The sequence below is a fragment of the Mycobacterium shunyiense genome, from assembly GCF_058270035.1.
Genome location: NZ_JBZDPT010000047.1, coordinates 693,698 through 712,675, shown reverse-complemented (window position 1 = coordinate 712,675; position 18,978 = coordinate 693,698). Strand labels below are relative to the sequence as shown.

Genomic DNA, 18,978 nt, shown 5'->3' with positions numbered 1-18,978 from the left:
CGTCGCCACGCTGCGCCTAAAAGGGGCACCATCGGCGCTCACCTACACTGGTGGAATGCTGACCGCCCCATCGTCGTCATTCGGAACCGTTCGAGCGTCGGTACTGAAAGTGTTTGCGGCGATCGGTGTCGCCACCTTGGCCGCTGCGAGCACAGTGAATGTGGCATCTGCTGCGGTGAGCACGCCCGCACCCGGTGTGAAGATCGAGCCCGCCTCCGGCTCGGTGGTCGGCGTCGCCATGCCGCTGACGGTGACTTTCGCCGATCCGGTGACCGATCGCGATGCGGCACAGAGCAGCCTGAAGATCAGCTCTCCCGAGACCCCCACTGGCACCTTCACCTGGCTGAGTGACGATGTCATGCAGTGGAAACCGGATCAGCTGTGGCCGGCTCATTCGAAGATCTCGGTCACTGCTGGCGGCGCGAAGACGAGTTTCGAGACGGGGGCCCAGGTACTCGGTGTCGCCGACATCGATGCGCACACCTTCACGGTCAGCATCGATGGCACGGTGGCCCGCACGATGCCTGCGTCGATGGGCAAGCCCAAGCACCCGACCCCGATCGGGACCTTCACCGCGCTGGCCAAAGAGCCTGTCGTGGTGATGGATTCGCGCACGATCGGTATTCCGCTGAGCGACCCGGAGGGGTACAAGCTCACCGTCTACGACGCGGTTCGCGTGACTTGGGGCGGTGTCTACGTGCACGGGGCGCCCTGGTCGGTGGGATCTCAGGGCTACGCCAACGTCAGCCACGGTTGCATCAACTTGAGCCCCGACAACGCCGACTGGTACTTCAACACGGTGCACCTGGGCGACCCTATTGTCGTGCAGGCATAGCCGCGTGCAGGTTCTTCGAGGTCGGTGAGGTGGATACCGTCGCCAGGTCGGGGTAGGTCCCCAGGACCCGGTCCGCGGTCCCCGCGGTGGTGACCGTGAACCAGTAGTGCTCGTTCTTGTAGTGGTGCTGGCGATGGTTGCGCCAAACCGCACGGTAGGCGCGGCTTTTCGGCTTGTAGTCACTGTGGATCAGGTAGTGACACCACTCGTAGGCCAGGCCGAGAACGGTCAGCAGGGACAGAAACGTCAGCCCCAGGCCGAGTCGTGGGAACACCAGGAGGGCTACGGCGACTGCGACGGGCAGAATCCACAGCAGTGCGCGCCACGGGATGAAGATCAACGGGATGTCACGTGGGTCGACGTGGTGCAGCCGGTGGTCGCGAGCCAACAGCGGATCCAGTGTGATCCGGCCCAATCGCCTTGGGCGCCAGTGCAGTACGAAGACGTGGACGATCCATTCGAAGAACGGGAACGTCACCAGCATCACCGCGGGTACGAGCGCGTCGGTGGGTTGCCAGTCGCCGACGGCACACCGCGCGGCGACGCTGACGATCAGCGCGGTGCCGATCATCCAGGGGGAGGGGTGCTTGACGAACTCCCGTGCTGCGTCGGCCAACGTGAAAGCATTGCGCGTCATCGGGTTTCCTCCAATGCCTCGAGTGCGCCCATGAGCGCGTTGGTGGCAGGCTCCAGCAGGTCCTGAGCCGCGAGCCGGGCTGCGGCGGGGTCGCCCGCTTCGATGGCCTCGACGATGCGGCGATACGCCTCGGGACGGCCGACCTCCGCGGCCATCATTGTGGCCAGCGCCGGCAGCGCGGGCTCGTAGGTCTGCCGAAGGGTGTTGTACATCAAGCGGAATGCGATCGAATCCGCACCGTCGACGATCAGATCCCAGAAGCCGAGTGCCTGACGTTGTTGCTCGACCGGGTCCGGTTCGGCCGCCAGGGCATCGACCGTGCGGCCGAGTTGCGCGATCACCTCGGACGGTGCCCGCTCGGCGGCCAACTCGGCAACCTTGGGTCCGTTGTGCAGCCGGGTTTCGAGGATGCTGCGAACCACGCCGACGTCGAGTTCGCCTGCGCGCAAGAGGAGCCGGGGCAACAGATCGAGGCCCGCATGCTTGCGGAAATCCCGCACCGTGGTCGAGTCGCCCTGCCGAACCTCGACCAGGCCCGCCTCGGTGAGCCGCTTGATCGCCTCGCGCACAGCCGGGCGGGACACGCCCAGCACCTCGGCGAGGCGGCGTTCACTGGGCAGGGGCTCGCCGGGCTGCATCTGCCCGCTGAGTACCTCCGCGACGATCTGCTCGAACACGTCCTCGGGTACGGAGCGACGGTTCACCGGTTGTAGCGCCATATGACCCACCTTGCCCGGCCTGGGGTCAGAGGTCAAGTGGTCAGACCACTAACTTTTCACCGCAGTGCGACCGCGGTCTCGGCGTCGGCCGGCAGAAACGCCTCGATGCTCAGTTCCGCGGCGGTCAGGTCCAGGGCCGTCCCGAAGGTGGTGACCGTGCTCAGGAAGGTCAGTACGGCGCCGTCGGGCGCGGTCAGTTCCAGTGGGACGACCACTCCGCCGAGATCTCGCACCGGTTCCATCCCGCCCGGGTAGGACTCGATCTCGGCAAGAAGGGCGGCCAGCTCGGCTGATCCGCTCACGGTGACCTCCCGGCGCAGCCGGCTGATCAGGTGGTGGCGCCACTCGGCCAGGTTCCGGATGCGCGGCGCCATGCCCTCGGGGTGCAGGGTGATCCGCAGCGCGTTGGGCCGGGCCAGCAGATGCGGCGCGACACCGTCCAGCATGACTGCGGTACCGGCGTTGGCCTGCAACAGATTCCAGGTGCGATCGACGACCACGCAGGGAAACGGGTTGTAGGCGTCCAACACTCGGGCCACACCGTCGCGCACACCCGTCATCTCAGGGTCCTCCAGAGTCCGCTCGGCGTAGACCGGTGCCAGCCCCGCAGCGAGGAGCAGCTGGTTCTGATCCCGCAGCGGCACCTCCAGTGCCTCGGCGAGCCGCAGCACCATGGCCCGGCTCGGTACCGACCGCCCGGTTTCGATGAAGCTGAGGTGACGCGCCGAAACGTCGGCCTCGATGGCCAGGTCCAGCTGACTGATGCGGCGGCGTAATCGCCAGTCGCGCATCAGCGATCCGATAGGTGTCTGGGTTGCCGCAGTCGTCACCATCCGAGTCTCACTCACACGCCGGGAGATAACCACTACCTGCGGGGTAATTGCAGTACTTACCCGGCCCGGGCCACTGTGGTCTCCAGACCCCACGAAGGAGGCGGCAGTGAGCGACAAACCTCAGTCCGACCAACCGATTCCACGCTGGCTGCACTTCGTCATGGCGGCCGACCGGGCCGGGTCGGCCGCCTACGTCGGCACCGGATTCTTCTTCGCGCCGGTGCTCGCGGTGGTATCGCCGTGGCCCGCCCTGACAACCGTGCTATGGATCGCGATCGCACTCGCCGGCCTGTGGCTCGGGCTTCTCGGCATCGCGATGGCAACCGGTCTGGCGATAGTGCTGCGGTCGAATACCGAAATCCCGGAGGACTATTGGCGATCCGTCATCGACTACCCGACTGGCCGCGGTAGTCCACCTGCCAATGTTTGATGCCGTTGAGCCAACCCGACCGGAGACGCTCGGGCGCCGCCAACGGCGTCAGGTCGGGCATCCCGTCGGCGATCGCGTTGAAGATCAGGTCGATGGTCATCCTGGCGAGGTTGGCGCCGATGCAGTAGTGCGCGCCCGTACCGCCGAACCCCACGTGCGGGTTGGGGTCCCGCAGGATGTTGAAGCTGTACGGGTCGTCGAACACATCCTCGTCGAAGTTCGCCGAGCGGTAGAACATCACCACCCGCTGACCCTTCTTGATGGGCACGCCGGCCAGCTCGGTGTCCTCCAGGGCGGTGCGCTGGAATGACGTGACGGGCGTGGCCCACCGGACGATCTCGTCGGCCGCGGTGCCGGGGCGCTCGCGTTTGAACAGCTCCCACTGGTCGGGGTGATCGGCGAAGGCCATCATGCCCTGGGTGATCGAGTTGCGGGTCGTCTCGTTTCCGGCCACGGCGAGCAGGATGACGAAGAAGCCGAACTCGTCGTCGGAGAGCTTGTGCCCCTCCACGTCGGCCTGCAGGAGTTTGGTGACCAGGTCGTCGCCGGGGTTCTTGGTCCGCTCGGCCGCCATCTGCATCCCGTACATGATCAACTCGACGGAGGCGCTGATCGCGTCGTTGGAGGCGAACTCCGGGTCCTGGTCGCCGACCATCTGATTGGACCAGTCGAACAACTTCATGCGGTCTTCCTGCGGCACGCCCATCAGCCCCGCGATTGCCTGCAGGGGTAGTTCGCACGAGACCTGCTCGACGAAATCTCCGGAACCCGCGGCAGCGGCGGCCGCGACGATGTCCCGGGCCCGGTCGGCCAGGTCGGCGCGCAGGCGCTCGATCGCCCGTGGTGTGAAGGCCCGCGAGATGATCTTGCGCAGGTGCGTGTGGTGTGGGGCGTCCATGTTGAGCATGACGAACTTGCCCTGCTCGATCTGCTGCTGGACGGTGCCGTCGCGGTAGCGCGGGAGGGCGGTCTTCTCCTGGCTGGAGAACACGTCACTGCGCAGCGAGACCTCTTTGACGTCCTTGTGCTTCGTGACGACCCAGAACCCGCCGTCGTCGAACCCCCCTTGTCCAAGCGGCTGTTCGTTCCACCAGATCGGAGCCAACTTGCGCATCTCGGCGAGTTCCTCGACGGGCAGCCGTTCGGCGTAGATGTCGGGATCGGTGAAGTCGAATCCGGGCGGGAGGTTCAGAGTCGGCATGGCGTTGGCGCTCCTCGCGACGACGTTGTGTAGTGGCGTAAACCCATTGCTACACCACAGGTGGGGCCCCTCGGAGCGGGTTTCGGAAACTCCCACATCGTGGGTATTGGAACGTGTTCCGATTCTTGCGTTGTAACGGTTGAACGAGCGCGACGATGCACTCAGCGTTACCATTCGTCCCTGGAGCAACAGCAGGAGGCCAACCAGTTATGCGAGTCGACGTCCGTAGGTTCGGGATCGTGTTGACGGGCTGTGTGTCGGGTCCTGTCGTCGCGTTGGCCATGGCCGCCGCGGCGGCCGCGGAGCCACCCAATCCGGCGCCTGCCCCCGCGCCGGCGCCCGCGCCCGGACCGGCGGCTCAGGCAGCGGTCGGAGATCCGACGGCACCGGTTGCCGCGGCCCCGGGTACCCCTCACCTGGCGAGCCCCGATGCCCTGCCGCCGGGGGCCACGATGGATCCCACGGGACAGGGAACCGAGACGCCCAACCTGAGCTACCTCAAGGATCTGTGGCACGCGGTGCAGAACCAGGAGATCAGCGGTAAGGAAGCCCTGGTACTCGGGCTCGCGCAGCGCGGCATGAACACGCCTGTCCCGGGCCAGGTACCCGGGCCGAACGTTCCGACCGCGCCTGCAGCCCCCGGTGCACCGACAGCACCTCTGCCCGGCGGGCCGGCCGTAACCGACCCAGGCGCTCCTGCCGGGCCCGCCGTGTTGCCCGCTGCTCCTGCCGGCCCAGCTGTCGCTGTGCCCGCCGGTCCAGCCGCCCCGGCAGCGCCCGCCCCGGCCCCGGCGCCCTGAGTGCCGGGAATCTGATCAGGCCGGCAGGGTTACGACCGGAAGGTCAACCCGGGCAGGCACGTGCTTGTGCCACGGTGTGCCCGCGTACTCATCGCGCCACTGCGACGACGTGAGCTCGTTGGGTGCGACGCCGGGCACGATCGACCGCCCTTGGCCGTCGGTGTAGTCGAGGCCGAATCCGTTGGGCAGCGAGATGTGCCCCGGCAGCATCGCGTCGTTGACCTCCACGGTCACCTCCGCGCTTCCCGTCGCGGTGGTCAGCCTGGCCCGGTCTCCGTCGCGTAGGCCGATGGACTCGGCGTCGTCGGCGCTGATCCGCAGGGCTCCCTCACTGTCGCGCTTGCGCCAGGCCGGGTCGCGGAATATGTCGTTGGCGGTGTAGGCCCGACGTTCGCCGGCCGAGAGCACCATCGGGAACTCCTCGGAGGTCAGCGCCGACGGCGTGGTCGGCAATGCTCGGACCGCGTCGAGCATCTCGGGCATCGCGAGTGCGATCTTGTGATCCGGGTGGCCGATCAGAGCGAAATCGTCCGGATATTCGTGCACGGTGAAGGTCAGCCCGGACCGGCCGGCCAAGATGGCCTCGAAGAGGGCGTTGCCGTCGGCGTGACCGGCGCGACGCACGGCATCGGGATAGGTCATGGCGGTCTTCTGCGCCAGCCCCCACAGCGCCGCGGCGCCGGCGAGGCCATCCGGAAGCACCGGTCCGAGCGTCTCGTACAGCACGTATGGCAGGACCCGTCCCAGGCCCGGGTTGGCGCCCACAGCGCCGAGAAACGCTGCGGCGTAGGCGTCCAGGCCGTCGCGGGCCGCGCGCCGTAACGGATCCAGTTCGGCATCGTCGACCGCACCGATGGCGCGCACCAGGCGGGCCCAGATCTCGGGCTCGGGCAGCGTGCCGGGCAAAGGTTCGAACAACGGGTGGCGCAGGTGGAAGCTGTTGTGCGGGAACTCGAGATTGAAGAACGTCGCCTCGGGCTTCTCGAACTGGTTGGCCGCAGGCAGCACATAATCTGCCAGCCGGGCGGTTTCGGTCATCGCGACGTCGATGACGACGAGGAGTTCGAGCGATTCCAGGGCGGCCCGCACGGCCGCCGAATCGGCGATCGAGTGCGCGGGGTTGCTGCTCTCGACGATCATCGCCCGGAAGCGGTCGGGATGGTCGGTGAGGATCTCCTGGGGCACCGCATTGGACGGCACCAGGCCGGCGATCACCGGGGCGCCGGTGACCGGGCTGCGGCCCACCCCGCCTGAACCGAACAATGGGGCGAACGACGAATGCAGATGTTGCCCACCGCGTTTGGCGAAGTTGCCGGTGAGAATCCACAGCATCTTGTTGAGGTATGAACACAGCGTGCTGTTGGGGGCCTGCTGGATGCCGAGATCCTCGAACACCGCGACGCTGCCGGCACCCGCGATGCGGCGCACCGCCTGGCGCAGCAGGGTCTCGTCGACGCCGCACCGTGCGGCATAGTCGCCGATCGGAACCTCACGAAGCACCTCACGGACCGGTTCGACGCCGTTGACGTGAGTGGCCAGGAACTCTTCGTCGCACAGGTTTTCCTGAACCAGCACCGCGCCCATCGCGGCCAGGCACCACGCATCGGTCCCCGGCCGCACGCGCAGGTGGAAGTCGGCGAGCTTGGCGGTGTCGGTGATCACCGGGTCGATCACGATCATCGCGCGGTCCGGATCCTTGGCGATCTCGTTGAGCACGACGCGGGCCCGTGGAAAACTCTGCGACATCCACGGGTTCTTGCCCACGAACACCGAGACCTCGGCGTGCTCGAACTCGCCGCGGGTGTGCCCGCCGTAGAGGTGGGCGTCGACCCACGCCTCGCCGGTCTTCTCCTGCGCCAGGGCGTTTGACCGGTACCGCGAACCGATCGCCTTGAGGAATGCGCCGCTGTACGCGCCGCCCAGGTGGTTGCCCTGGCCGCCGCCACCGTAGTAGAAGATCTTGTCCCCGCCGTGAACTTCCCTGACTGCCAGGAACTTCGCGGCGATCTCGGAAATCGCGGTGTCCCAGTCGATCTCCTCGTAGCTGCCGTCAGGTGTGCGGCGCAGTGGCGAGGTGAGGCGGTTGGTGCTGCTCTGGTAGTGGTCCAGCCGCAGCGCCTTGTTGCACGTGTAGCCCGCCGACGCCGGGTGGTCCTTGTCGCCGCGGATTTTCGTGATGGCCCGGCCTTCGGTCTGCACCACGATGCCGCAGTTGCACTCACACAGGATGCACGCGGTGGGCTGCCATTGATCGACGGTCATGACGGGATTCCTTCCGGCAGGAGTGCGCGAAGTTGACGGTGGATCAGATCGAGTGGTTTGACGTCACGGGTCGCCCGGGCCATCACCACGGCACCTTCGATCGCGGTCAGGATCAGCGTGGCGAGTTCCTCGGCGCGTTCGGTAGACACTCCGTCGCTCTGCAGGCGGCGGGTGATCTGTCCGGTCCAGCGGGTGAAGGCCACCCCAGCTCGGTCGAGGGGAGTGGGCTCGGCGGCCGTGGGTTCGCCGGCCTCGACCGTCACCGCCACAATCGGGCAACCGGCCCGGAAGTCGGTGGCGGACAGTTGTTTACGAAAGCCGGCGATCATCGCGTCGAGCAGTGCCGCGGCGCTGTCCGCCTGGTCGATCTGCGCGGCGATGTGATCGCTCGCGTAATCGATTGCCTCGCATAGGAGTTGGGTACGACCGCCGGGGAAGTAGTGGTACGCCGAGCCGCGTGGGGCGCCGCTGTGGGCCAATACATCGGCAATCGCGGTGGGGTGCGCGCCGCGTTCCCGGATCAACAGTGCGGCCGAAGCAACCATGCGTTCGCGAGGACTGGTCATCCGAAGCCCTTTCGCCATTTCTATGTATGCAACCATACATAACGGGCAGGCGCAGGTCTATCGCCCGTCGCCCACGACTTGAGCGGCGGATTCATGCTTGATGCTGGCTGCAATTCGCCGCGTTGATGCTCTAGGCGGCCGTCACCAGCCACAGCACGAGAAAAATGGACATGCTCGTCAGACAGAGCAGATGGTCGCTGCAGATGGCGCGGGCCAATCGCGTCTGCTGGGCCGGGCTGGCGGTGCGAGCGCCCAGGGCCACGGCGTTGGGGACGGTGCGCAGCACGGCCAGCAGCACGGGGCCGCCGGCGAGCAGCGCGAACATCGCGGTCAGCCAACGCGGGTCGGCACCGTCGACTGCGTGAAAAGTCAATGCCGCCAACAGCACCACCATGACGGCGGCGATCAGCAGGCTCATCGGGCGCGATGTGGTGGTCGCGCGGCGGTAGTAGCCGGCGATGGACGCCAGCACGGGTTCCGGCAATTCGGCCGACCTGCGGTGGGGTAGGACCTGAACGTCGAAGATCAGGTCCATCCACAGAACGGCGACGAGGAACCCGCTGCCGGCGGCCTCGATCACACCCCGGCGGCCTCGTTCAGCGCGTTGAGGTTGCCGGTCGCCTCCAGGTACTCCTGCACCCAGCGTTCGATCACGGCGGAGGTCTTCTCGACCTTCTTGAACTGGCCGACGACCTGGCCCACCGGGTTGAATGCGACGTCAACACTCTCGTTCGGGTACTTGTGCGTCGCCGCGACGGCCATTCCGGACACCATGTACTGAAGCGGCATGCCGAGCGGCTTCGGGTTGTCCGGGTTCTCCCAGGCGTCGGTCCAGTCGTTGCGGAGCATGCGGGCCGGCTTGCCGGTGAACGAGCGGCTGCGCACGGTGTCCTTACTGGTGGCCCTGGCGTACGCAGCGTGCTGCTGTTCGGTGTGCTCGGACTCCTCAACCATGACCCACTGCGAGCCGGTCCAGGCGCCCTGTGCGCCGAGAGCCAGGGCGGCGGCGATCTGCTGACCGCTGCCGATACCGCCGGCGGCCAAAACCGGAACCGGGGCGACTTCCTTGACCACCTGGGGCCACAGCACGATCGAGCCGATCTCGCCGCTGTGGCCGCCGGCCTCGCCGCCCTGGGCGATGATGATGTCGACGCCCGCGTCGGCGTGCTTGCGGGCCTGTGACGGCGAACCGCACAGCGCCGCGACCTTGCGCCCCTCGGCGTGGATGCGGTCGATCATGTCTTTGGGCGGCGTGCCCAGCGCGTTGGCGATCAGCGTCATCTTGGGGTGCTTCAGCGCGATCTCGACCTGAGGCGTCGCGGTGGCCTCGGTCCAGCCCAGCAGCTGCAGGGCGTCGTCGTCGCTGTGGTCGACCGGCACGCCATGGTCGGCGAGGATCTTCTTGGCGAAATCCAGATGCTCCTGAGGTACCAGGGACTGCAGCATGCCCTTGAGGTCGTCGGCGGACATGTTGGCGTCCATGCCCTCGTACTTGTTCGGGATGACGATGTCGACGCCGTACGGGTGGTCGCCGATGTGCTCGTCGATCCAGTTCAACTCGATCTCGAGCTGCTCGGGGGTGAATCCGACGGCGCCCAGCACGCCGAAACCACCGGCCTTGCTGACGGCGACGACAACGTCGCGACAGTGGGTAAATGCGAAGATCGGGACGTCGATCCCGAGCTCGTCGCAGAGTGCGGTGTGCATTCGGAGCTCCTTGTAGTGGCGGTGTAGTGGCGGTGCGGTTTGAGAGTCCTCGGCCGATACGGCCCGCATGGAAATGAAACGTGTTCTAGTTTAGTACGGCCTCGGGCTCGTTTGGGGAACGACCCGGAATTTTCATGCGAGTTCGGCGACGAACGAAACTTCATTTCCGTCGGGATCGGCAACGTCGATGACAGCGACCATGTCGGCGATGACCTGCGGTTCTCCGATCGTCACACCATCCTGGCGCAGGCCGGCGGCCGTGTGCTCCAGATCGTCGACGCCGAATCGCACAGCAGATCTCCCGGCCCGGACCGGATCGGTGACGACCTGTAGCCAGGCGGTTGCGGTCAGCTGCCATTCGGCGACCCCTGGAACAGGTTCCAGATCAGGTTCCCGGCCGAGCAGTCGCGCGTACCAGGCCCTCGCCTCCTGGAATCGACCCGTGGCGATGACGGCCGCGACGTCCTTGATCGCGATGGATTGCATTTGTGCGGACATCCCTCTGTTCTAGTCCCGGATCCGGTCTCGACTGGCCGATTGTCGTGGCGGCTTGGTGTACTAGGCCCATGGGCCGCATGCTCTCGCCACCCGAGTCACTTGAGGAGATCGGGGACGGTCCGGGCGGTGCGCAGGTGGGGGCCTTCTTCGACCTGGACGGCACGCTGGTGGACGGGTTCACCGCCACGGCGCACGCCGGTCATCGGATCCGCCGGCGCCAGGCCGCTGTCGGCGAGATCCTCGGAATCGTCGAAGCCTCGGTCAGGTACCGGATCGGCCGGATGCCGTTCGAGCGGTTGTTGGTCCGGGCCGCCGGATACCTTCGCGGCGAATCCCTGCTCGAGCTCGACGAGCTGGGGGAGTACCTGTTCGAGAGCCGCATCAACCAGCGGGTCTACCCGCACATGCGGGACGTGGTGCGCCGTCACCAGGACCGCGGCCACACCGTCGTGATGAGCTCCTCGGCCCTGACCATCCACGCCGAGCCGGTCGCGCGGCACCTGGGGATCGACCACGTGCTGTGCAATCACTTTCTGACCGACGACCAGGGCCGGCTCACCGGCGGGATCGTCGAACCGATCATCTGGGGGGCCCGCAAAGCCGATGCGGTGCAAGCCTTTTGCCGAACCGAGCAGGTCGATCTGGCCCACAGCTATTTCTACGCGGACGGCCCCGAGGACGGCGCACTGATGCGTTTGGTGGGCCATCCGCGGCCCGTGAATCCGCGGCCGGGTCTGGCCTCGGCTGCCACGGAACAGGACTGGCCGGTGCTCAGCTTGCCGCGTCCCGGTGGCCGGCGTCGTGGCGAACGCGGGCTCCGACCCGGCGCCTAGCCCAGCCTGTGCAGGCCCTTGCCCGTGACGAGCGGCATGTCCAGGGTGGTGTGGATGCCGGGCGCGGCGGCCACCACGTCGGGGATGGCGTTCACGATTCGCCCGGCCGCCGCGACGATCGCCGCGTGGTTGTGGTCGCCCTTGCGGCTGGTCGGGCAGATGTCGACCACGTACGAAGGTTCGCCGACGATCTCGACGCGGTAGGAGCCGCCGGGCTGGGCCGGTTGCGCCCAGTCCGGTCGCAGATCCGCCCGCACCCGGGTGACGTGTTCGACGACGATCACCGGCTCACCGCCGACCATGCCGTTGATCTGGAAGCGCATCGCCGCCACCGTGCCCTTGGCGATGACGCCGGTTGCGACCTCGATGTCCTCGGGTGCGGGCTCCAACTCGTAGTGCTCGGTGATGTCTTCGACTTCGACGCCGAGTCCGGCGGCGAGCATCCGGATCGCGGTCCCCCAAGCGGCGCTGAGGATTCCGGGGAGAAACAACATTCCGGGCTGGTCGATCGGATTGCCGAATCCCATGACGATCGACATCACCTCGGTGCCGTCATAGGTGGCGTAGTCGGCGATCTCCATGGTCTTGATCTGATCGATGCGCTGACAGGTACCGGCGATCGCGAACGGCAAAAGGTCGGTGGCGAACCCGGGGTCGACACCGGTGATGAACACGCTTGAATTACCCGCCTGGGCAGCTTCTTCCACCCGCGCGATGGCCTTCTCCGGCATGGCGCCCCAGGGGAACTGCAGGCCGCCCGGGGCCGAGCCGACCACATTGATCCCGGCGGCCAGTGTGGCCATCACATCGCGGGTGGCTTCCACGGGGCGGGTGTCACCCATCGCGCAGTACACCAGGCAGTCCGGTTCGGCGGCGATCGCGGCATCGATGCCCAGCGTGGCGGTGACCCCGGTGACGCCGCCCAGCCCGGCCAGTTCAGCGGCGTCCAGACCAACCTTCGTCTCGGTCGAGGTGCCCACCGCGACGAGTTCGAACCGAGGGTCGTCGATGAGCTGGATCAGGGCCAACCGGCCGCAGTTTCCGGTGCCGACGAGCGCCACGCGAATGGCCATACAGGTCTCCTCAAGTGTTCGGTCTGATCGCAGTATGCCGATCCCGCGTCAAAATTGGAACAGGTTCTAATTTGGCACTGCAGGCGGTAGCCTCACCCGTCATGGGACGGGTAGACGGAAAAGTGGCACTCATCAGTGGCGGGGCGCGGGGAATGGGCGCCGAGCACGCCCGGGCGCTGATCGCCGAAGGTGCCAAGGTGGTGATCGGTGACATCCTCGACGACGAGGGCAAGGCATTGGCCGCGGAGCTCGGTGACTCGGCCCGCTATGTGCACCTCGATGTCACCGAGGAAGACCAGTGGAACGCCGCCGTGGAAACGGCCACCTCGGAGTTCGGCTCGCTCACCGTGCTGGTGAACAATGCCGGGATCGTCGCGCTCGGCCAGATCGGCAAGTTCGACATGGCCCAGTGGCAGAAGGTGATCGACGTCAACCTGACCGGCACCTTCCTGGGGATGCAGGCGTGCGTCAAGGCGATGAAGGCCGCGGGAGGTGGCTCGATCATCAACGTCTCGTCGATCGAGGGCCTGCGCGGTGCGGCCATGGTGCACCCGTACGTGGCCTCCAAGTGGGCGGTGCGCGGCCTGACCAAGTCTGCGGCACTGGAGCTGGGACCCAAGCAGATCCGGGTCAACTCCATCCACCCCGGATTCATCCGGACCCCGATGACCGAGCATTTCCCCGAGGACATGCTGACCATTCCGCTGGGACGGTCAGGACAACCCGAGGAGGTCTCGACCTTCGTGGTGTTCCTGGCCAGCGACGAATCCCGCTACGCCACCGGCGCGGAGTTCGTGATGGACGGCGGCCTCGTCAACGACGTCCCGCACAAGCTCTGAGGACGCACCGGCCGCGCGCGGCGGTACCGGCCACGGCAGAATGACCCGGCAGGGCATCGACTCATCGCGGTGCCGTACCGGTCTGTGAGGAGCTGCCCATTTCCGCCCGGAGTCGCCGCGCAGGCCTGAGCCTCACGGGTTTCGTCGGCCTGGTCGTTGCCGCGGTGCTGGTGTTCTCGCTGTGCGCCGCCGATTTCCCGCCGTTCGCCACGCCGGAGCCCCCGTCGGGACGGGTGGAGCTGGCACAGGGCTGGCAGCTGGCCTCGGCGCGCACCGTGACGGCCGACGGCGCCGCGTTGTCGACCCCGGGCGCGGTCGAGGCCGACTGGCACGAGGTCAAGCACATGCCGTCGACGGTGCTGGCGGCGTTGCAGGACGACGGCACCTACCCGGACCTGTACGTCGGGGACAACCTGGCCGATGTGCCCGACGACCTGTTCCGCCAGGATTGGTGGTACCGGACGACCTTCACCGCGCCGCAGGGCAGCTCCAGCTACCGGCTCGATTTCCCCGGCATCAACTACCGCGCCGAGGTCTGGCTCAACGGCACCATGATCGCCGGTAGTTCCCTGCTCGTAGGGATGCACACGATCCACGAGATCGACGCCACGCCGTGGATCAACCCCGGCGGCGCCAACACGCTGGCGGTCCGGGTCACTCCCGAGCAGGCGTTGCAGGACATCGACGGGGTCGAGCTCGCCGACAGCTGGTGGGACTGGCTCAACTGGAACCGCATCGGCTACCAGGGCCCGGACAAGAATCCGCTGCGTGGCAATTCCTATGTGCCCGACCGTAACGCGGGCATCTTCAAACCCGTCTACCTCAGCTACTCGGGGCAGGTCGTGCTCAGCGACCCGCTGGTGACCACCGAGTTGCCGCTGCCTGACACCACGCAGGCGCGGCTCACCGTCTACTCCGACATCCGCAACACCGCCGACATTCCGATGCGTGGCGTGGTTCGGGCCCGGATCAGCCGGCCGGGAAAACCGACCATCTCGGTGGATCAAGCGGTCAGCCTGGCGCCGGGGGAGAAGCGGGAAATCCGGTTCGATCCGGACACTTTCGCGGCGTTGCAGGTGAGCAACCCGGACCTCTGGTGGCCCTACACCATGGGCCGGCCGGACCTCTATGACCTGCGGTTGGAGTTCGTGCGGTACGGCCGGCCGATCGACACCGTGGATTCCCGATTCGGTATCCGTACCGTCGCGCAGCATCGCGACAACGACGAGCAGTTTCCCGATCTGGGCCGCGGCGGCAGCTTCTACCTGACGGTCAACGGGCGCGACTTCCTGGTCCGGGGTGCGGCATACACACCCGATCTGCTGTTCCAGTACGACCCGCAGCGGGAGGATGCCATTCTCGGATACGTCCGGGACCTCGGGCTGAACATGGTGCGCCTGGAGGGAAAGTTCCCGGGCGACAACATCATCGAGCGGGCCGACGAACTGGGCATCCCGCTGATGTACGGGTGGATGTGCTGCAACCAGTGGGAGAAGTGGTGGCAGTGGGACGACGAGGATCGCCGGGTGGCCGACGAGAGCATGCGCTCGCAGATCCTGTCGCTGCGCGGGCACGCGTCGGCGTTCCTGTGGGCCAACGGCAGCGACGGCAAGCCCCCGGCGCCGGTGCTCGACGGTTACCGCCGCATCCTGGGTGAGCTGCACTGGCCCAACACCGTCGTCGACACGGTGTCGTCGCTGGCTCGCGACGCCAACGGCGAGCCGGACTGGGATGGGATCCACATGGCAGGCCCGTATACGTGGCGCCCGCCGAGCTACTGGTTCGACGGTCGCTATCAGGCCACCCGCGGTTCCAATGCCGAACAGGGCGACAACGAGCACATCCCGCCGTTCGCCAGCCTGCAGAAGTTCATCCCACCGGACAAACTCTGGCCGATCAACGAGGCCTGGTACTTCCACGCCGGGGCGAACCCCAGCAACGCCGCCCTGGAAAGCATCCGCACTGCGGTCATGCAGCGGTACGGATCATCGCGCGGCGCAGAGGAATTCGCCCGCAAAGCCCAGCTTGCCCACTACGAGTCGACCCGCGCCCAGTTCGAGGCGTTCGCCGCAGGCGGGTGGGATAACCACAAGATGACCATCTACTGGATGCTCAACAACCACTGGCCGTCGTTCTTCGGTCATCTCTTCGACTACTACCTGCGGCCCGGTGGCGCATATTTCGGCGCCAAGAAGGGGCTGCGCCCGCTGTCGGTGGTCTTCGACTCGTACGCGACCGGCGACCACGACACCGCCAACGTCAAGGTGGTCAACCAGTCGCCGCAGGAGCGGACGGGTCTACGGGTGCGGGTGCGCACCTACGACCTGACCGGCCGGATGCGCGACGACCGCAGTTCCGAGGTGCCGGCCGTGCCGTCGAACGGGGTGGCCTCCGGGCTGACGCTGCCCCGACTGGCCCTCGATTCACCGGTGGTGTTCATCCGCTGTGAACTGCTCGACGAGTCCGGCGCCGTGGTCGCCGACAACACGTACTGGCAGTCGCAGAAACTCGACGATGTCGGGCCCCCGGTCAACGACCAGGCCTTCGATCTGGTGCAGAGCAGCTGGGCCGACCTGACACCGCTCAACACCATGGGACCCGCACGGTTGGACGTGACCGCGCACCGAACCGAGTCGACCGACGGCAGCGCGAGCGTGGTGATCCGCTTGCACAACCCGGGACGTCAGATCGCCTTCTTCGAGCGGGCCGAGATCACGACGACCCGCGATGGTGACGAGATCCTGCCGATCGAATACTCCGACAACTACGTCACCGTGTACCCCGGGGAGACGACGGAGATCAGCGGCACGGTGACCGGATCGGAGCACGGACCGAACTGGGTCCGGGTCGGCGGGTACAACAGTGCACCGACGGTGGTACCGATCGACCAGCGGGCACGACGATAGGATCGGCTGATGACCACAACCGATGAGCGCCATGAGGTCGGCCGGCTGGCCGACAGCGGCGGCTGGCTGCACCGTGACCTCGACCGGGTGGACGTCTACCAGCGCGGTGCGAACCGGATCAGGGTGGTGTGGCAGGGGCCGACCACGATCAGCGGGGCGACGCTGTACCAGGACGACATCATGACCACCTACACCCGCGAACTCGCGACGCTGAACAACTGGCTCAAGCGCTGAGTCACCGGCCGTCCTGACCGGGCGGCCGGAAAATCGGTCGCCCCCGCCGGTGACGGTGTGGCACTGTCGGATTCTGTGATCGACAACGTGGCACCCTCGACAACACCGCTCGCGATACAGAGCATCACCGACGCTGACTGGGCGGGCATGGCGCTGCTCGGCAACACCGCGTTCGGTGAGGTCAACCACCCTGATTCGATGGCGGCATGGCGCGAGCTGGTGCCGGCCGACGGTGGCGTCGTGGCGCGGGACGGCGATGGCGACATCGTCGGACAGTCGATCTTCCTCGACCTCACCCTGACCGTTCCGGGCGGCGCAACGCTGCCCGCGGCGGGAATCAGCTATGTGGCCGTCGCTCCCACCCATCGACGCCGCGGCATCCTGCGCTCGATGTACACCGAACTGCACCAGCGGATCGCGGAGGCGCAATATCCGATCGCCGCACTCACCGCCAGTGAGGGTGGAATCTACGGCCGATTCGGTTACGGTCCCGCCACCACCGTGCACCTGATGACCGTCGACCGCAGGTTCGCCGAGTTCCATGCCTCCGTCCCCGACCCCGGTGGCGTCCGCATGGGCAAACCCGCCGAGCACCGCGACGACTTCTTCGCGATCTACGACCGCTGGCGGCGGCAGACCCCGGGCGGGCTGGCGTGTACGACGGCGCTGTGGGACGACGTGCTCGCCGACCGGGAGGACACCCGCGAGGGCGGTTCGGCATGGTTCGCGTTCCTGCACCCCGACGGCTACGCGCTGTATCGCGTTCACGGCGAGGAATCACGGACGCTGCGCGTCCGCGACGTCACCGCGGTGACCACCGACGCCTACATCGCCCTGTGGCGGGCCCTGCTCGGGATGGACCTCATGGAGAAGGTGAGCACCTGGACTCACCCCGGCGATCCGTTGCCCTACCTGCTGACCAATCCACGGCTGGCCCGCGTGACCTCGAGCAGTGACGACCTGTGGATCAGGATCATGAACATCCCGGTGGCCCTCGAGGCGCGGCGGTATCAAGCCGACCTCGACGTCGTCCTGGAGGTCGCGGACGGTTTCCGCGGCGACGGCGGACGCTTCGCCCTGCAGGTTCGCGACGGCCGCGCACGGTGTACGCCCACTGACGCGCCGGCGGACGTCGAACTCGACCTCGACGTGCTCGGAAGTCTCTATCTCGGCGCACATCGTCCGGAAGCGTTCGTTGCCGCAAACCGATTGCGCAGCAAGGACTCAGCCCTGGTGCAGCGGCTCGGTGCGGCTTTCGCGAGTGAAGTTCCGGCCGAGCTGGGCTACAGCTTCTAGGCCGTGTCCGACACGTGCTGCGTAGTGTTCACGGGGTGAGCACACGCGCAGGCATCGTCGTAACCGGAACCGAAGTTCTCACCGGCAGGATTGCCGACCGCAACGGTCCGTGGCTGGCCGATCAGCTTCTCGAGCTCGGGGTGGAACTCGCACACATCACCATCTGCGGTGACCGGCCCCGCGACATCGCGGCACAATTGCGGTTCCTCGCCGACGAGGGCGTGGACCTGATCGTGACGAGCGGCGGACTCGGACCGACCGCCGACGACCTCACCGTGGCGACGGTGGCCGAGTTCTGCGGTCGCGAACTCGTGCTCGACGAGGCGATGGAGGAGCGGATCGCCGCCATCCTGCGCAAGTTGATCGGTGACCGGCCCGGAGTGGATTTCGACTCGGTGCGCGCCGCCAACCGCAAGCAGGCCATGGTGCCGTTGGGCGCCGAGGTCCTGGCGCCCGTCGGCACCGCCCCCGGTGTGGTGGTTCCGGGCAGTCCGACGGTGGTGGTACTGCCCGGCCCGCCGCGCGAGCTGCAACCGATGTGGCATACCGCTGTCGCGACCGAGGCTGTGCAACAAGCGATTTCGGGGCGGACCGAGTACCGGCAGGAAATGATTCGGATGGTCGGCCTCGCCGAATCCGGCCTGGCCGAGACCCTGCGTGACGCCGAGGGATCCGTCTCGGGCTTCGACGCGCTGGAGATCACGACGTGCCTGCGCCGCGGCGAACTCGAGATCGTCACCCGCTACGAGCCCGACGCCACCGGCGCCTACCAGGCGCTGCTGGCCCTGCTGCGGGACCGGCACGGTGCCGCGCTGTACTCCGAGGACGGCGCGACGGTGGACCAGCAGGTGGCCGCCCTGCTGGCCGGTCACCGGATCGCCACCGCGGAATCCTGCACCGCCGGATTACTGGCCGCCCGGTTGGCCGACATCCCCGGCTGTTCGGATTACTTCGCCGGCGGGGTGGTCAGCTATTCGAACGAGGCCAAGGCCGAACTGTTGAACGTGGACCCGGTGCTGATCGCCGAGTACGGCGCGGTGTCGGAACCGGTGGTCGAATCCATGGTCACCGGCGCGCTGCACCATTTCGGTGCCGATACCGCGGTGGCCATCAGCGGGATCGCCGGCCCGGACGGCGGTACCCCGGAAAAGCCGGTCGGCACCGTGTGTTTCGCGGTGCGGGCCGGCTCGGTTTCGGTCACCCGCACGCTGCGGCTACCCGGCAACCGTTCCGACATCCGGGAGCGGGCCACCACGGTCGCGATGCACCTGCTGCGCCGGGCGCTCACGGGAGTCGGCGACTGACCTGT

General features: G+C 67.1%; 19 protein-coding genes. 9 read left to right on the top strand and 10 right to left on the bottom strand.

Annotation, left to right across the window (positions count from 1 at the left end):
- The first annotated feature begins 55 nt into the window (after nucleotides 1–55).
- Nucleotides 56–835 carry a L,D-transpeptidase gene (locus AC4ELS_RS30605; RefSeq protein WP_064879952.1) on the top strand — a complete coding sequence of 260 codons (780 nt, stop codon included), beginning with the start codon at nucleotides 56–58 and terminating at the stop codon, nucleotides 833–835.
- On the opposite strand, the gene AC4ELS_RS30600 is transcribed toward AC4ELS_RS30605, so the two are convergent.
- Genes AC4ELS_RS30600 through AC4ELS_RS30590 form a run of 3 tightly spaced genes read right to left on the bottom strand, consistent with a single transcriptional unit; the run spans nucleotide 816 to nucleotide 3,024 of the window.
- Nucleotides 816–1,472 (bottom strand): sterol desaturase family protein, encoded by a 657-nt coding sequence (locus tag AC4ELS_RS30600; RefSeq protein WP_448447211.1) that lies wholly within the window; start codon nucleotides 1,470–1,472, stop codon nucleotides 816–818. The genes AC4ELS_RS30605 and AC4ELS_RS30600 overlap by 20 nt on opposite strands.
- Nucleotides 1,469–2,191: a FadR/GntR family transcriptional regulator gene (locus AC4ELS_RS30595; protein ID WP_448447213.1), complete on the bottom strand. Its 723-nt coding sequence runs from the start codon at nucleotides 2,189–2,191 to the stop codon at nucleotides 1,469–1,471. Before AC4ELS_RS30595 ends, AC4ELS_RS30600 begins: the two co-directional genes overlap by 4 nt.
- A 56-nt stretch (nucleotides 2,192–2,247) precedes the next feature.
- Complete coding sequence (locus tag AC4ELS_RS30590; RefSeq protein ID WP_448447262.1) at nucleotides 2,248–3,024, bottom strand: helix-turn-helix domain-containing protein; 777 nt, start codon at nucleotides 3,022–3,024, stop codon at nucleotides 2,248–2,250.
- 160 nt (nucleotides 3,025–3,184) lie between these two features.
- Between AC4ELS_RS30590 and AC4ELS_RS30585 the strand changes: the two genes are divergently transcribed.
- Nucleotides 3,185–3,454: a hypothetical protein gene (locus AC4ELS_RS30585; protein WP_064880009.1), complete on the top strand. Its 270-nt coding sequence runs from the start codon at nucleotides 3,185–3,187 to the stop codon at nucleotides 3,452–3,454.
- Here the strand turns inward: AC4ELS_RS30585 and AC4ELS_RS30580 are convergent.
- Nucleotides 3,408–4,655, bottom strand: a complete 1,248-nt coding sequence (locus tag AC4ELS_RS30580) for a cytochrome P450 (protein WP_064879959.1) — start codon at nucleotides 4,653–4,655, stop codon at nucleotides 3,408–3,410. The two genes, AC4ELS_RS30585 and AC4ELS_RS30580, sit on opposite strands and share 47 nt — an antisense overlap.
- Nucleotides 4,656–4,864: 209 nt before the next feature.
- Here AC4ELS_RS30580 and AC4ELS_RS30575 point away from each other — a divergent pair, with 209 nt between their 5' ends.
- Nucleotides 4,865–5,455 (top strand): hypothetical protein, encoded by a 591-nt coding sequence (locus AC4ELS_RS30575; protein WP_082941547.1) that lies wholly within the window; start codon nucleotides 4,865–4,867, stop codon nucleotides 5,453–5,455.
- Nucleotides 5,456–5,470: 15 nt separating this feature from the next.
- Here AC4ELS_RS30575 and AC4ELS_RS30570 read toward each other — a convergent pair whose 3' ends face one another.
- The 5 genes from AC4ELS_RS30570 to AC4ELS_RS30550 form a co-directional block, all read right to left on the bottom strand.
- Complete coding sequence (locus AC4ELS_RS30570) at nucleotides 5,471–7,717, bottom strand: molybdopterin-dependent oxidoreductase (RefSeq protein WP_448447216.1); 2,247 nt, start codon at nucleotides 7,715–7,717, stop codon at nucleotides 5,471–5,473.
- Entirely contained in the window at nucleotides 7,714–8,283 is a 570-nt protein-coding gene (locus AC4ELS_RS30565) for a TetR/AcrR family transcriptional regulator (RefSeq protein ID WP_064879963.1), read from the bottom strand. Before AC4ELS_RS30565 ends, AC4ELS_RS30570 begins: the two co-directional genes overlap by 4 nt.
- A gap of 130 nt (nucleotides 8,284–8,413) precedes the next feature.
- Nucleotides 8,414–8,863, bottom strand: coding sequence for a hypothetical protein (locus AC4ELS_RS30560; RefSeq protein ID WP_448447219.1), 450 nt, complete (start codon nucleotides 8,861–8,863; stop codon nucleotides 8,414–8,416).
- Nucleotides 8,860–9,990, bottom strand: coding sequence for a nitronate monooxygenase (locus AC4ELS_RS30555; protein WP_064879965.1), 1,131 nt, complete (start codon nucleotides 9,988–9,990; stop codon nucleotides 8,860–8,862). Before AC4ELS_RS30555 ends, AC4ELS_RS30560 begins: the two co-directional genes overlap by 4 nt.
- Before the next feature lie 132 nt (nucleotides 9,991–10,122).
- Nucleotides 10,123–10,488 (bottom strand): VOC family protein, encoded by a 366-nt coding sequence (locus AC4ELS_RS30550; RefSeq protein WP_064879967.1) that lies wholly within the window; start codon nucleotides 10,486–10,488, stop codon nucleotides 10,123–10,125.
- Between the two features lie 68 nt (nucleotides 10,489–10,556).
- On the opposite strand from AC4ELS_RS30550, the gene AC4ELS_RS30545 reads away from it, so the two are divergent.
- Nucleotides 10,557–11,321: an HAD family hydrolase gene (locus AC4ELS_RS30545; RefSeq protein ID WP_448447221.1), complete on the top strand. Its 765-nt coding sequence runs from the start codon at nucleotides 10,557–10,559 to the stop codon at nucleotides 11,319–11,321.
- Here the strand turns inward: AC4ELS_RS30545 and AC4ELS_RS30540 are convergent.
- Nucleotides 11,318–12,394: an NAD(P)H-dependent amine dehydrogenase family protein gene (locus AC4ELS_RS30540; protein WP_499050689.1), complete on the bottom strand. Its 1,077-nt coding sequence runs from the start codon at nucleotides 12,392–12,394 to the stop codon at nucleotides 11,318–11,320. The genes AC4ELS_RS30545 and AC4ELS_RS30540 overlap by 4 nt on opposite strands.
- A 101-nt stretch (nucleotides 12,395–12,495) precedes the next feature.
- Between AC4ELS_RS30540 and AC4ELS_RS30535 the strand changes: the two genes are divergently transcribed.
- The 5 genes from AC4ELS_RS30535 (at nucleotide 12,496) to AC4ELS_RS30515 (ending at nucleotide 18,973) form a co-directional block, all read left to right on the top strand.
- The gene (locus AC4ELS_RS30535; RefSeq protein ID WP_055114376.1) at nucleotides 12,496–13,233 is read left to right on the top strand and encodes a glucose 1-dehydrogenase; all 738 of its coding nucleotides are present in this window, start codon (nucleotides 12,496–12,498) and stop codon (nucleotides 13,231–13,233) included.
- 164 nt (nucleotides 13,234–13,397) lie between these two features.
- Complete coding sequence (locus tag AC4ELS_RS30530; protein ID WP_499050686.1) at nucleotides 13,398–16,139, top strand: glycoside hydrolase family 2 protein; 2,742 nt, start codon at nucleotides 13,398–13,400, stop codon at nucleotides 16,137–16,139.
- Nucleotides 16,140–16,148: 9 nt separating this feature from the next.
- Nucleotides 16,149–16,373 (top strand): hypothetical protein, encoded by a 225-nt coding sequence (locus AC4ELS_RS30525; RefSeq protein WP_055114375.1) that lies wholly within the window; start codon nucleotides 16,149–16,151, stop codon nucleotides 16,371–16,373.
- A 63-nt stretch (nucleotides 16,374–16,436) separates the two neighbouring features.
- Nucleotides 16,437–17,669 carry an enhanced intracellular survival protein Eis gene (locus AC4ELS_RS30520; RefSeq protein ID WP_499050840.1) on the top strand — a complete coding sequence of 411 codons (1,233 nt, stop codon included), beginning with the start codon at nucleotides 16,437–16,439 and terminating at the stop codon, nucleotides 17,667–17,669.
- A 35-nt stretch (nucleotides 17,670–17,704) separates the two neighbouring features.
- Nucleotides 17,705–18,973, top strand: coding sequence for a competence/damage-inducible protein A (locus AC4ELS_RS30515; protein ID WP_499050683.1), 1,269 nt, complete (start codon nucleotides 17,705–17,707; stop codon nucleotides 18,971–18,973).
- Nucleotides 18,974–18,978 lie beyond the last annotated feature (5 nt).